We start from the raw sequence: 14,953 nt of genomic DNA on the forward strand, positions 1-14,953 counted from the left end.
ATCAGCCTGTCTCCTTTTTACAGATTGGTATATACAACAACGCTTAGCGGCCGTATCGTAACAACTTCTCCGGCCAGGACCTGTTCCGGATGTTTATTTGGGTTTCCTGTTATACACCATTGGTCCTCTTTCGAATCCAGTACCTTTAGCCATTGTGTGGTGTAGGCAGCCATGGTATACACATACTTCTCTTCGGAAAAATTAAACAGGCACAATAGATGTGCACGATTATGTTTACGATGCAACAGCAAGCCTTTTTCACCTATTACCGTTGCCTGAAAATCTTTTCGGGCATAACTCTTCAAGGCAACATGATTCTGTCGCATGCTGATGAGTTGTTTGTGCCAATTGCGCATAACCGCATGCTTCCCTTCATTGCGCTTGTCCCATTTCAATTTGGATGCATGAAACGTTTCCTGCGCATAGGCATCGGGTGGTTCGCCTTCAGAGGCAAATGCAGCGAACTCTTTCTTACGTCCTTCGCGTACCGCATCAATCAAATCAGGGTCCTCATGACTGATAAAATAAAAAAACGGAGATTCGTCCGCGTACTCTTCGCCCATAAAGAGCATGGGTATATACGGAGACAGTAACATGGCTGCCGCTGCGAGCTTCAGTCTTTCGAAATCAACCAGTGCCGATAACCGCTCGGCTCGCACACGATTACCAACCTGATCGTGATTCATGGTAAAAACTAAAAACCGATTGGGTGGAATACCGGCAGATGAAGCACCATATTTACGTTTCCGGAATTTCACGTACTCACCGCTCATGACAAAGCCTTCGTTATAGGCTTTCTCCAATTGTTCCATCGAGCCGAAATCTTCATAACGCTTCTTTCCGCGTTTGTCCAGCAAGACATATAGGGCATGGTGGAAATCATCTAGCCACTGTGCCTCAAAACCAACACCACCCTTCCCGATTGGCGTTACTATCTTCGGACTGTTAAAATCGCTTTCCGCGATCATATACAACGGCCTGGCTACTCGCCTTTCAAGCGCTTTAATCCGCTTATGACAGAGTTCCCAGAAATGTTCTGCACTCGTATCAAAGACAGCATGTATAGCATCCAGTCGTAAGCCGTCAATATGAAAATGGTTGAACCAATATATAGGATTGCCGGAAAAATAATCGCGCACACCATCCGACCACTCGCCATCAAAATTTATAGCATTCCCCCACGGGGTACGATAGGTATCAGTAAAATACGGGGCATAATGCTCAAACCAATTTCCTTCCGGCCCTATATGGTTATATACTACATCGAGTACCACTGCTATACCTTTTTTATGACACGCGTTCACCAGCTTTTTCAATCCCTGCGGACCTCCGTATGAGTTCTGTACTGCATACGGAAATACACCATCATATCCCCAGTTTCGCTCACCTGAGAATTGAGACACCGGCATAATCTCCAATGCATTTATGCCATTGTCCAATAAATCTTCGAGGCGCGGTATAATTGCTTCGAAAGTTCCTTCTTCGGTAAATGTACCGACATGAAGTTCGTATAGTATATAATCTTCCAGGGGCTTGCCGCGCCACGCTTCGTCCTCCCAGACAAAAGCATTGTGATCTACTATTTCAGATGGGCCTTTTACACCGTGCGGTTGAAAATGAGAAGCGAGATCCGGTATATCTTCCGCTCCTTCCGGCATGAAGAAGTATTGCGTACCGGGCGTTACACGGCTCAGCTTCTTATAAAAGTATCCGGATTCGTCTTTTATCATCTCCACTTTCTCTTCCTGTGGAGCCACCAGGTGTAGTATCATTTTCTTCTTTTCAGGAGCCCATACAGAAAATGTACAGGTACCATCTTCAGCATATACTGCACCGTGAATGCGTGCGTCTGTAGACATATATATAGTTAATCAACAAATTTATTTTAGGCATCGAGCCGCACAACAATGGCTTCATCGCCACTCAGGCTGGTGGTACCCTCTACGGTCGTTCCCTCCAGCTCAGGCGAAGTAGACACAAGGATGGTGCCTTTCAAAGGTTCTGCCAGCGATTTGAAATAACACGGGCGATGACTAAAGTTTAATACAATCAACAAACGCGGTGCTCCTTCAGCAGCACGTATATAGGCCATCATCTGGTGATCGGCATATACTGGCATATAATTACCGGCTACCAGTGCTATATATTCTTCACGCAGCCGAATCAATTTCCGGTAAAGCTGAAGCATGGAGTATGCATCATCCTTCTGTGCCTGTACATTGACCTGGTAAAAATTACGATCGAGTCGTAACCATGGTTTACCAGCTGTAAAACCACCTTGTTCACTGTTGTTCCATTGCATAGGTGTGCGCGAAGGATCACGACTCAAATTCTTATCGGGCATATTAAGTCCCTGTGGATCTTGTATTTCATGAAACGGAATGGGTACATCGCGCATGCCTATTTCATCACCATAGTATACCGTGGGCGTGCCACGCAAAGTCAGTAGCAACGTAGCAGCTACACGCGCCTGGTGGGCTCCAACCCGACTGGCAATACGAGGCTGGTCATGATTACTCAATACCCAGTTCGGCCAGCCCTGTGAAGGTAATGCTCCTTCGTACTCGCTCACGGCAGAAGCAATGACGCGCGCATTCCACGGCAGCGTAAGCAACTGGAAATTAAACGGAAGATGTGCCCCCTGATTATCTTTACCATAATACGTAACCAGCTTATGAATCGGAAGGTATATTTCACCAATCAGCATGCGCTCGGTATAGCGATCGAGCAACGCACGCATTTCACGAACGATATCATGTACTTCCGGCTGATCGGTTGAGTATACTGGTAATAACTGATCGTATGTAGCCATGTGATGCTGATACGCGGTATTCACCGGGTTATCACGCAGCTTCTCATCCTTGATCATGTGCCACATAACATCCACCCGAAAACCATCCACGCCTTTCTCGAGCCAGAAGCGCATGGTATCAAGCATAGCTTGCCGTACAGCCGGGTTGCGCCAGTTCAGGTCGGGCTGTTCTTTCAGGAACGCGTGATAATAATATTGCTGTGTTGTCTCATCCCATTGCCAGGCCGATCCGCCAAAAGCTGCAAGCCAGTTGTTCGGCACGCCACCATCCGGTCGTGCGTCTCGCCATATATACCAGTCGCGCCTGGGGTTGTTGCGTGAAGATTTTGATTCGAGAAACCACGGATGCTGATCGGATGTATGGTTGGGAACAAGATCGAGGATGAGTTTCATGTTCCGTGCATGTATCTCACGCACGAGTTCATCAAAATCATCCATCGTACCAAACATGGAATGTATATTGGTATAATCTGCTATATCATACCCGAAGTCGGCCATGGGCGAAGGATATATAGGGGAAATCCATATAGCGCGAATGCCCAGCCATTGCAGGTAATCCAGTCGGGTTATGATGCCTCGCAGATCGCCAATGCCATCGCCATTGTTGTCCTGAAACGAGCGCGGATATATCTGGTAAATAACTCCGCTCTGCCACCACAAAGTGTTTGGTTGATTGTTTTGTACTCCCATACCATTCTTGTTTCCAAAAAGCTGTGCCAGTACAATAGAAAGCTATATGAAAATGAATAAGTCGCGAATTGGCATTTTTTTACTCATAAAAAAGTATACCCTTCTGAAAATGAGGAAAGTCATTGATATTCGACATAAAAAAAGAACCTGAGTGTTATACCTCAGGTTCTGCTTATATCGTTTTCGCTTCTCCAGCAATTGATTAGACCGGGGCAATGGCATTCAGCTCACGCAGATCCAGATCGTTCAAATCAAGTACTGCGGCTTTCATGTTATCTTCGAGGTGCTTTACGCGCGATGTACCGGGTATTAACAAGATGTTATCAGCGCGGTGCAACAGCCAGCTAAGCGCGACCTGGTGTACGGTAGCATTGTGTCGGTCTGCTATATTTTTCAACGTTTGCTGTGCTGCTACATTTCCGGCACTAAGCGGATACCACGGAATGAAGGCTATACTATTTTTATGGGTATATTCCAGTACCGCTTCCCACTTCCGGTTATCAACACTATACATGTTCTGCACCGATACCACGGGAAAGAATTTCTGTGCACGCTGTATATCATCAACGCTAACTTCCGAGAGTCCTATATGCTTTATCTTTCCTTCCTCCTGTGCCTTGCGTAAAAACGCAAATGATTTTTCAGCCGGTACTTTGGGATCAATGCGATGTAATTGATACAGATCGATTTGTTCAAGTTTGAGACGTTTCAGACTTCCTTCCAACGCACGTTTCAAATGATCGGGATGTGAATTGACATTCCATACATTCGGACCGGAACGTTCGAAGCCACCTTTCGTTGCAATCACCAGGTCTTTCGGATACGGATGCAATGCTTCGGCTATCAGTTCTTCCGAAACATCTGGTCCGTAACTATCTGCAGTATCTATAAAATTTACGCCCAGCTCTACTGCACGCTTCAATACGCGGAGTGCTTCGGCTTTATCGGCTGGTGGTCCCCATATACCTTCACCTGTAATACGCATAGCGCCATAACCCAAACGGTTAACAGTAAGATCGCCTCCCACACGAAATGTGTCGTTGATTGTTTTTGTACTCATAATTGTATCGTTTAGACAATTGAAATGTACCTTACAACACAACCCGAATCGAAAACATTTTTAGGAAGCGTGTCTTTTTTCAGAATATTTATTTCTGCCACCCATCAACAACCTACATTATATAAACGATCGCTATATACCGATAAACAACCATAAACGAAATCCCCACACACGTAAACACATAAACACCTAAACACGTAACCTCATTCATCACGAAGACACCGTGCCGGATTAACACGCGCAGCACGAATAGCCTGCAAGCCAACCGTTAACCAGGATATAAACAGCGCTATACATCCGCCACTTACAAAATACCACCACGTTAACGGGATCTTATAGGCAAAGTTATCCAGCCAGAATTTACCTATATAATAGCTCACAGGTAATGCCAGTATAATAGCCACCAGGACAATGCGCGTAAAATCTGCCGTAAGCAGTATAACTATATTTGTTGCGCTCGATCCCAGCACCTTACGAATGCCAATCTCCTTGAGTCTTCGCTCAGCCGTAAAGGATGCAAGTCCAAATAAACCCAGGCATGAAATAAGAATGGCAAGCCCGGCAAAGTATTCTGATAGTGTACCGATGCGTTCTTCTGCAGCATATTGTGCCTGATAGTCCTGATCGAGAAAACGATAATCAAGATCGAATTCCGGATTATAAGTCCGGTAAAAATTCTGCAACCTGTCAATTGTCTCACGCTCGGAGCCGGCCGTCATACGCGCAATGATCTTGCTTGTATAAGGAGGTGCTATAACAAAGAACATCGGTGCAACTTTACTGTGCAGCGATTCAAAATGAAAATCTTTCACTACACCTATAATTTCAACATTCAGTTTATCGTTGCCAAGCTGTATCGTTTTACCTATCGGATCTTTAAGTGCCATGATATCAATGGCTGTCTCATTAAATATAGCTTTAAACCCCGGACTATCGTCCCGCGAGAATGCGCGACCTTGCAGTAGTTCCAGGTCCAGCATTTCGATAACATCATAGTTAACCGGACGTATAGCAAATGGGACAAGCATATTCGGTTCTTTACCTTCCCACTCTATTTCAGTGGTGTTACCTCCGCCTACCATGCTTTGTCCTATACTCGAAGCGCTCACAATGCCGGGAAGTTTTCGGAGTTCATTCAGAAATGTTTCCGGATTTTCTTTCACACGTCCTTCCATCGGGAAATGAATGACGTTGTCTTTATTATACCCGAGGTTTCTGGATTGCAGAAAATCGATCTGCATATATATGATCAAAACAGAAACGATAAAGATTACCGAGAGCGTGAACTGGAATATAACAAGACCTTTTCGTGCCCACAGTTCGCCTGTTGACGAATTCAGTTTGCCTTTCAATACATGGACCGGGCTAAACCCGGAAAGATATAGGGCCGGGTAACTGCCTGCCAATAAACCGGCTGCCAATGTTATGAGGAGCGATGCCACCACAAGATCGGTGCTGAATGTTAATACCAGTTGCTTAACCGTTATGATGTTAAAGCTGGGAAGGACCAAATCTACCATGAGCACTGCGAGCAGAAGCGAAAGGAAACTCATAAACATCGACTCTCCTAAATGTTGTATAACCAATGTTCGTCTGCCTGCACCTATGGCTTTCTTTATACCAATCTCTTTAAGCCTGCGTGATGCTTTTGCTGTAGAGAGGTTCATAAAATTAATGCAGGCAATAACGAGTATAAAAGCAGCGATTACACTAAACAAGATCACATAGTCAATTCGGCCACCGGTGGCTATACCATTTTCAAACCGGCCGAAGAGATACCCATCTGAATATTTCTGTAAAATCAGATCGCGGTGTGTAGCGGTTGTCTTTGTTTTAATGAGACCTGATATTTTTCGCTCGAACAAAGTGGCATCGGTTCCTTTCTTTAAAACAAGAAAAGTCATGGGACCGGAGTTAGCCCAGTTGAGTACACCTTTGTTGGTGTCCTTCATAACCTCAAACGACAGAACGAAATCAGATCGCAGAGACGAAGCAGAAGGAATGTCTTTGAATACACCACTCACGATATACTCCTGCTCGCGCTGCCATTCGATTGCTTTACCCATCGCGTTGGCTGTTGTTGTAAACAGACTCTTCGCTATACTTTCGGATATCACAATGGAATTCTTATCTGCGAGTACACGGCTGGCATCACCGTGAAGCAGGTCAAACGAGAAAATATTAAAGTAATCCTTACCGGCATATATACCGGCTGCACTTATCCGCTTGTCCTTTACCGATAACGTAAAGCGGTCAAACCAATAGGGAGGCGTAACCGTTGATGCATACTCTACCTCGGGCATATCTTCCGCCAGTGTTTCAGCCAGTAGCCCGGGCGTTGAATCAGTAACTCCGATGTTACCGGAGTGTTGCTGCTTCTCAAATATTTTATACAGCCAGCTGTCGTTGGCGTGGAATTTATCAACCTGCCACTCATCATATACCCACAGGTATATCAGCAAGGTACAGGCAAGACCTGTGGAAAGACCAGCCAGGTTGATAAAGAATGTACCTCTGAACCTTTTGAAATTCCGGTAAAGGAGTAAAAAATTATGTCGGAGCATATAGATCCCTGTTTCTTTCTCTAGGTGTTTACCAACACGATGCCATAAACAATATGCTCCTTTTCGTGCGAAATACAAGCGTATTCACCTGAATCGTTATAGCGAGTGCCCATTCATAAAAATAAAACTGTCCATTGGTGGGCACTTTCTATTGCTTTCAGCCATGCTGTCTATACCTTTAACGATCGGTACCTATAAGTCTGAACAGCCATGAAAGCAGCCGGAAATATACTGCTCGTTGATGATGATGAATTTGTTCTTCTCTCGGTCAAGCTATTGCTCGAACCCTATTTTACTTCCGTTAAAACGATCAGCAACCCCGAGCGCATTCAGGCGTTGCTGGACCGCGAACAATTTGATGTGGTAGTGCTCGACATGAATTTTCGCCAGGGCGATACCACGGGGAACCAGGGACGGTTCTGGTTGAAGAAGATCAAAAGTATAGCGCCTGAGACACAGGTAATTTTATTAACGGCTTACGGTGATATACATGTAGCCGTAGAATCAATGAAAGAAGGTGCACTCGATTTTATAGTGAAGCCCTGGCAGAATGAAAAGCTACTGGCTACCGTTAAGACAGCGCACTTGTTAAGCCAGGAGAAAAAGAAAGTAAAGCAGTTGAAATCGCAGCAGCGATCACTAGCCTCTGCGTTGGATCGGCACGAACCGGTTATCGGTATATCTGAATCTATACTTGCCATCCGAAAGGCGATTGAGAAAGTGGCGCCCACGGAAGCTGATGTCCTAATTCTCGGACAAAACGGTACGGGTAAAGAAATTATAGCGCGCGAAATACACCGGAACTCCGCCCGGGCCAACGGTATATTTATGACGGTGGATGTAGGTTCTCTAAGCGAAAGTCTTTTTGAAAGTGAAATGTTTGGACACCGTAAAGGAGCTTTTACCGATGCAAAAGAAGACCGCGCAGGCCGGTTTGAAGCTGCGGCTGGTGGTACTTTATTTCTCGATGAGATCGGCAATCTGTCACTTTCGCTTCAGGCCAAATTGCTCACCGTGCTACAACACAAAAAAGTTACCCGACTGGGTACGCATGAAAGTATCGATCTGGATGTACGAATTATCTGTGCCACCAATGGCAACCTGCAGGCTATGGTAAAGGAAGGTAAATTCAGGGAAGATCTATACTATCGCATTAACACGGTAGAGCTCACGTTGCCACCGCTGCAGGATCGCGCAGAAGATATACCTTTACTGGCTGAACACTTTCTGAGCCGCTTCAGTCATAAATACCAGAAGCCTTACTTAAAGTTTACCGATGATGTTATCTATACTCTTCAGAAATACCGGTGGCCGGGTAATATACGCGAACTGCAACACGCGGTTGAGCGTGCGGTAATTATGTGCGAAGGACAGCAGATCGAATCTGCAGATTTCGGAACCCTGCAAAAACAAATGTCTTCTGAAGTTACCTTTGAAGATTTCAACCTCGAAAAACTTGAAGCCTGGGCGATCCGCAAAGCTATAGCGAAACACCACGGAAACATCAGTCATGCTGCCGATGAATTAGGACTTTCGCGTGGTGCACTATACCGAAGAATCCAAACCTATGGTATTTAAGAATTTCAAACTTCAGATCGTTTTCCGTGTGTTATTGCTGACGGGCGCTGTCACGCTATTTGCCTGGTGCATCGTGCTCGGGTATTATCTTCGAAGTATATACCTCGCTGGCGCGATCTTGATTCTGCTCGTTGAACTGGTGTGGTATACCGACCGTTTTAATCGCGACCTGAAAAACTTCCTGACGAGTTTACTGCAAAGTGATTTCACTACGCATTTTCATACTTCGGGTAATGGCAAGAGTATCGATGAGTTATATAGCATGCTCAACAAGATTGCTACTGCCTTTCGCAACATCAGCGTGCAGAAAGAAGTGCAATACCGTTACCTCGAAATGTTGTTTGAGCATGTGCGTGTCGGTATACTCAGCGTGGATGCCACGGGCAAGGTACAGCACGCCAACCAGGCATTGAAAACCATGCTGCAAAAAAATATACTGCCCGATCTTCATGCTTTCGAAAATATTGATGCTTCGCTGGCGAATACAATACGTGAAATACGTACAGGAGAAACACGCCTGGTAAAGCTGCGCGTGCAGCAGGAAGTATTACAACTCTCTATACACGCTTCCGAATTCAAGCTGGAGGATATGTACTATAAATTGATCTCCATGCAGAACATCCGGCAGGAACTGGATATACATGAAATGGATGCGTGGCAAAAACTGATTCATGTTATGAGTCATGAGATCATGAATTCGGTATCGCCTATTATATCATTAAGTTCAACGTTACATGGCCTCGTTGTCCAAAGTAAAGCTGCCGATGTGCCCATGCCATCGATCTATGATTCCCTGAATCAGGGGCTGGACGCCATCCATATACGAAGTGAAGGACTTTATAATTTTACAAAGACTTACAGGAAACTGGCGGCTATACCCAAACTCAACGCAACCGAAACTAACCTGCGTGAAATTGTTCACCGGGTGGAAGTACTCATGGCCGCGAACATCAGGGAACAAGGCATAGCTTTAACCACTTCTGACATCGATCGGCCTGTTATAGCTGATCCTGGTCTGATGGAACATGTGCTGATCAATTTATTATTGAATGCTATTGATGCTGTAGCGGGTAAAGCTGCTCCTGCTATTCACATTTATACTACACCTTCGGCCAAAGGCCAGGTAAATATTCATATTCGCGATAATGGCGAGGGAATGGATGAAACTACATTGGAAAAAATATTTATACCATTCTATACTACCAAAAAAAATGGCTCCGGTATAGGACTGGCTATATCGAAGCAGATATTGCAGTTACATCATGCTGATATCCGGGTGAATAGTGCGCCATCGCTGGGCACCGAGTTTATTATTACGTTATAATTTTCTTTCCCGCAGAGGACGCTGATTTACGCAGAGTATAAATACATGCACGAAACCTTTCTGCGTATACCTGCAAAACTGCGGGCAATAAAAAAGCCTTCTGCTGATGCAAAAGGCTTTCCATTTATATATAGGTTTAAATACTATAATGTAGCCATATCGATAACGAAGCGGTAGCGAACATCGCCCTTTACCATTCGCTCGTAGGCTTTGTTGATGTCTTTGATATCGATTATCTCAATATCAGAAACGATGTTATGCTTGGCACAGAAGTCGAGCATTTCTTGTGTTTCAGGAAGTCCACCGATCATTGAACCTGCCAGTGTCTTTCTCCCTGCAATCAGGCTGAATGCATGAACAGCAGCAGGATCTGGCGGAACGCCTACGCATATATGTGTACCGTTGGTTCTCAACAACGACAGATATAGGTTGAAATCATGGGCGGCAGAAACCGTATCGAGTATGAAGTCAAAATATCCGCGAACACTTTTCACTTGCGCTTCGTCAGATGTAACAACAAACTTGTGTGCTCCAAGTTTACGCGCATCTGCTTCTTTGGACGCAGATGTACTCAACACCGTTACCTCAGCACCGAACGCTACACCAAACTTCACAGCCATGTGGCCGAGACCGCCAAGACCAACTACAGCAAGCTTGTGTCCTTTTCCAACTTTCCAGTGACGAAGCGGTGAGTATGTAGTTATACCGGCACACAGTAATGGTGCCACTGCAGCGAGTGAAAGTTTTTCAGACACGCTCAGCACAAAATCTTCGTGCACTACAATGGTGTTGGAGTAACCGCCATACGTTGGTGTTTTGTGGTCTTGCTCGTAACCGTTATAGGTTGGCGACATACCATTCAAACAATATTGTTCGAGACCTTCTTTACAGTTCTCACAGGTTCTGCATGAATCCACGAGACATCCAACACCTACAAGGTCACCGGCTTTGAATTTCTTTACGTGCGCACCAACTTTAATTACTTTACCTACCAGTTCATGGCCTGGTACCATCGGGTATATAGATCCTCCCCACTCATCGCGTGCCTGGTGAAGGTCTGAATGGCAGATGCCACAATATTGTATATCGAAGTGAACATCATGAGGGCCTACTTCGCGTCTCTCAAAATTCCAGGGTGCTAAAGCCGAAGTGGCGTTTTGCACGGCATATCCTTTTGCTTGTATCATAAATGGCTAGTATAAAGTTTAATGAAGTTTCAAAAGTCGAAAGAACCGAGTTATACCGGATATCAAAATTCAAACAGAAAGGTATAAAATTCAAACAATTTTCTTTTCCTGTCAAGGCTGCAGATTTTTGCAACCACGGAGTGCTGCATAATGCAAAATTCTTCCTTCTTACAAATCCATCCGTAAAAATTATATCTCCTTCCGATACCATCAGGCACAATTTTTTTAAGTTGTACTATAAACCCACCAGCTATGAAAACTCAAGAAATTGCAAACAGACTTGCTGCTTTATGCCGTGAAGAAAAGTATGAGCAGGCACAAAAAGAACTTTATGCTGATAACGCGATCAGCATAGAACCTGAAGCATCAAATGGCTTTGAAAAAGAGACCCACGGATTAACTGCTATTATTGAAAAAGGAAAAAAATTCGAGTCCATGGTTGAAAAGAGTCATTCGATCACCGTTACCGAGCCGTTGGTTACACAGAATAGCATCGCCTTTTTACTCTCCATGGATATGACGATGAAAGGAAGACCGCGCTCAACCATGAGCGAGCTATGCGTCTACAACGTAAAGGATGGCAAGATCGTATCTGAACAATTCTTTATGTAGCCTTTGCGATACGGGGCGCTTAGACTGATGACCTATAGTATATATTCAACTCCTCATTTAAGTATAAGTTCCATTTGAATATTACAACGCTCATACGGTGTTGCGTGCCCGATTACTTTTTTAAAACCAAGTTTGTGATAGAGGTTGATGGCAGGCGCAAGAATGGTGTTGCTCTCCAAATATAGTCTGGATGCACCGAGGGATTTTGCTTTTTTAACAATGGCCTGTCCGAGGAGAAAGCCTATATTTTTACCCTGTGCCAGTGGCGACACCGCCATCTTGGCCAACTCGAAATCATATACCGGGTCATCCATTTTGATCAACGCACACACACCTACAGGAACATCATTGTACAAGGCGACAAAAATATGTCCACCGTTCTTTAATATATAACTTTTCGGATTGTCCAGTGCTTTGTAATCCGCTTCCTCCATTTTAAAGTATTGTGTAATCCACTGTTCATTCAGGTCGCGAAATGCTTTTTGATATTTCGGAGTATAATCAACAATCTTGACATGCTGGCTTTCGCGCTTTTTCTTTTGTTCCTGCACACGCTTCAGCAATGGTTTCTGTTCCAGCAGAAACTCCCATTCTTCCAACGCCTGCCACAGGTCGTGTCGGGTTTGTGTGAGTATCTCTTCGATCGCATTATTCACATCCGTATACTGTACAGCGATCTTTTCGGTTATAGCTTTCCCCTTGGGTGAAAGTGTAACCAGCGTGGTGCGACCATCCGCCTTGTCTTTCTTCTCTGTGATATACCCTTTCTTTGTCATCTCGCCAATGATCTTGCTTACAGACGGATGCGAGTGTCCTATCTCGCGGGCAATGGTTGTGATGGTTCGAGGCTCACCTTGCGAGAGCACGTAAAATACTGGGAACCATTTCGGTTGTAGTTCAACATCGTAAAGTTTATAAATATGAGCCGCATCATCGGTGATGCGTTCTGTTAACATGCGCAGCCTGCTACCCAACGCAAGCTTGCCAACCTGATTGAAGAATTCCATACGTAATCAATTATGTAACCAATTACGTAAATTATGAATGAATGCAAAAACTTTTTCGTCTGAATCTTTTCAGAACACCTTTATCGTAACAGCAGAGGTATATTTAAAGCCCTTCCCTGCCTTCTGCCCAAAACGCCTGCGCCCGAATGTTTCGGGGTGGTACACCTTTGGTTAACAACACCTTGCGTACACCTTTTATAGCATTGGCATTTCCCGTCAGGTAAAATGTACTCGCGCGCCAAACGTCCCATAGCTTGCCGTGCAAACCGTTCAGGTAAGCAGCAGAATGTTCATACGGCATCACGGTATCTTTCGGGACTACATCCAGCATCAGATCAAGTTTATCGGGCAGATCAAACAGATCCGGGTGAAGTGTTAACACACCCAGGTACTCCTGCTGGTTGGCGTGAATCTCATTCTTAAGACTATTGAAAAGTCCAAGCGATGTCTCATCACCAAAGAAGAAATGATATTTACTTTCGGCTTCATACAAACTCTTTCCGCGCGGACCGATCATCTTCAGCTTGTCGCCCACCTGAAGACCGGATGCAAAGGTGCTCCCGGGACCATTGCCGTGTAAATAGAAACACACCGAACATATACCGGCTTCGCTGTCAAAAAAATTAGGCGTATAATTCCTATAGTGTATATCGTCTACACGAAAGGCAACGGCCTGCGTCAGTTTGAAATCAACAGTCGAGAAGTCGCCCGTAAACGTTACCTTCTTCAAATTAGCATGTATATACTCAACATCCGATACGGTAACATCGTGTATAAATCTTTTAAAGACAGTCTCCACAACGTTTCCCATCCATTTTGGCATGTGTGGCATAGTGATAATATTTATATGATTAGATTAGCCACAAAGATCCCTTTATACGTTAAGGGCCTTGTACCTTAAAAGGATTTTGTTTTACTCTTAAAGGATTATTTATGGTAGTGCGGCTGACCGATGCAGACCTCGAGGAAATCATATACGAACGGAATCTGCCGTCCGATCTGAAATGTCAGGATGGTATAGCTGAAAATATATCCCTGATCGACTGCCGGTTTGGTAAAGCGACCATGCGCGAAACGTGGTTCGAAGGGGTGCACATCAGCCACGGCAGCATCAGTCTTCAGAATGATATATCACTAAAACTGGAAAGTGATACTCCGATCATTGAGATGCATTTCAACCTGGCCGGAACGCAGTATGCACAGGTCTATGGTAACGGCCAGAAGTTTGTGGTTCGCGAACGCCAGCACAATATGTTTTACATGCCTGAGTTCGAGGGCTATATAGAATCAGCCAGGCAAAAAGAGACGTCACAAATGTTGGAAATACACCTTACCGAAGCATACTTTCAACGCTTTGTCTCAACTGACTCAACGCTGTTAAATCGTTTTACGGAAAAGATCGACAAGAAAGAGTTGTCGATGCTACACCACCTGCACATGACGATCACGCCCTATATGGAGACACTGGTTCAGCAGATTCTTCAATGCAGCAAGCAGGGCATTATGAAGCGCTTGTTCCTGGAGTCGAAAGTTATGGAGCTGCTTATGCTGCAGATCGAGCAGTTTGAAACGAGCGTGGAGAAAAAACAGTCTACGGTGATCAAGGCCAACGATGCAGAGAAAATTCATCATGCCCGCCATCTGCTCGAACAAAATATAAGCAAGCCTTATTCGCTGCTGGAGCTATCGCGCATGGTAGGCCTGAACGACTTTAAGCTGAAGAAAGGTTTTAAAGAAGTGTTTGGCAATACGGTATTCGGGTACCTGCACGAGATACGTATGCAGGAAGCCAAAAAACTTTTGCTCGACCAGCAGAAATCAATCCACGAAGTTGCCGAATACTGTGGCTACCAATACGTGCAGCATTTTTCCACGGCATTTAAAAAACGATTTGGCATCACGCCCGGTGGTATGCGTGTATAACACTCCGTATAGCGCACAGGCTATATATACCTTTCATACAATGTATTTTCCTTTCACTTTGTAATTGTATCACGCATGGGCTGGCGCGGTAATTTTGTTATGCTCAGTTCGAACGTCTTCGGGATAATTTATCGTTACAACATCAAATAAATAAATGCTGTAACATATATATCCGGGTATTCGCAGCGTTTCAATT

At 44.7% G+C, this 14,953-nt stretch carries 11 protein-coding genes; 4 read left to right on the forward strand and 7 right to left on the reverse strand.

All coding sequences use genetic code 11. From position 1 onward, the window contains the following. Window positions 1–17 precede the first annotated feature (17 nt). From treZ to ACFQ21_RS04880, 4 genes are all read right to left on the reverse strand, one after another. Window positions 18–1,859 carry a malto-oligosyltrehalose trehalohydrolase gene (gene treZ, locus ACFQ21_RS04865; protein WP_377575621.1) on the reverse strand — a complete coding sequence of 614 codons (1,842 nt, stop codon included), beginning with the start codon at window positions 1,857–1,859 and terminating at the stop codon, window positions 18–20. 26 nt (window positions 1,860–1,885) lie between these two features. Further along, a complete protein-coding gene (locus ACFQ21_RS04870; RefSeq protein ID WP_377575624.1) occupies window positions 1,886–3,502 on the reverse strand; it encodes an alpha-amylase family glycosyl hydrolase in 1,617 nt (538 codons plus the stop codon). 202 nt (window positions 3,503–3,704) lie between these two features. Next, entirely contained in the window at window positions 3,705–4,562 is an 858-nt protein-coding gene (locus tag ACFQ21_RS04875; protein WP_377575627.1) for an aldo/keto reductase, read from the reverse strand. 203 nt (window positions 4,563–4,765) lie between these two features. Beyond that, a complete protein-coding gene (locus tag ACFQ21_RS04880; protein ID WP_377575629.1) occupies window positions 4,766–7,126 on the reverse strand; it encodes an ABC transporter permease in 2,361 nt (786 codons plus the stop codon). A 210-nt stretch (window positions 7,127–7,336) separates the two neighbouring features. On the opposite strand from ACFQ21_RS04880, the gene ACFQ21_RS04885 reads away from it, so the two are divergent. Continuing rightward, on the forward strand, window positions 7,337–8,704 hold the full coding sequence (locus tag ACFQ21_RS04885; RefSeq protein ID WP_377575632.1) for a sigma-54-dependent transcriptional regulator: 1,368 nt from the start codon (window positions 7,337–7,339) through the stop codon (window positions 8,702–8,704). Further along, on the forward strand, window positions 8,694–10,028 hold the full coding sequence (locus ACFQ21_RS04890) for a sensor histidine kinase (RefSeq protein ID WP_377575635.1): 1,335 nt from the start codon (window positions 8,694–8,696) through the stop codon (window positions 10,026–10,028). Before ACFQ21_RS04885 ends, ACFQ21_RS04890 begins: the two co-directional genes overlap by 11 nt. A gap of 143 nt (window positions 10,029–10,171) precedes the next feature. Here the strand turns inward: ACFQ21_RS04890 and ACFQ21_RS04895 are convergent, their stop codons facing one another. Then, on the reverse strand, window positions 10,172–11,215 hold the full coding sequence (locus ACFQ21_RS04895) for an NAD(P)-dependent alcohol dehydrogenase (protein ID WP_377575638.1): 1,044 nt from the start codon (window positions 11,213–11,215) through the stop codon (window positions 10,172–10,174). A gap of 252 nt (window positions 11,216–11,467) precedes the next feature. Here ACFQ21_RS04895 and ACFQ21_RS04900 point away from each other — a divergent pair, with 252 nt between their 5' ends. Further along, window positions 11,468–11,827 (forward strand): SnoaL-like domain-containing protein, encoded by a 360-nt coding sequence (locus ACFQ21_RS04900; protein ID WP_377575641.1) that lies wholly within the window; start codon window positions 11,468–11,470, stop codon window positions 11,825–11,827. 53 nt (window positions 11,828–11,880) lie between these two features. Here the strand turns inward: ACFQ21_RS04900 and ACFQ21_RS04905 are convergent, their stop codons facing one another. Next, window positions 11,881–12,834 (reverse strand): bifunctional helix-turn-helix transcriptional regulator/GNAT family N-acetyltransferase, encoded by a 954-nt coding sequence (locus ACFQ21_RS04905; RefSeq protein WP_377575644.1) that lies wholly within the window; start codon window positions 12,832–12,834, stop codon window positions 11,881–11,883. A gap of 103 nt (window positions 12,835–12,937) precedes the next feature. Further along, complete coding sequence (locus ACFQ21_RS04910) at window positions 12,938–13,666, reverse strand: siderophore-interacting protein (RefSeq protein WP_377575648.1); 729 nt, start codon at window positions 13,664–13,666, stop codon at window positions 12,938–12,940. A 101-nt stretch (window positions 13,667–13,767) separates the two neighbouring features. On the opposite strand from ACFQ21_RS04910, the gene ACFQ21_RS04915 reads away from it, so the two are divergent. Then, window positions 13,768–14,757, forward strand: coding sequence for a helix-turn-helix transcriptional regulator (locus tag ACFQ21_RS04915; protein WP_377575651.1), 990 nt, complete (start codon window positions 13,768–13,770; stop codon window positions 14,755–14,757). Window positions 14,758–14,953 lie beyond the last annotated feature (196 nt).

The sequence above is a fragment of the Ohtaekwangia kribbensis genome, assembly GCF_042676245.1.
Taxonomy (GTDB): domain Bacteria; phylum Bacteroidota; class Bacteroidia; order Cytophagales; family Cyclobacteriaceae; genus Ohtaekwangia; species Ohtaekwangia kribbensis.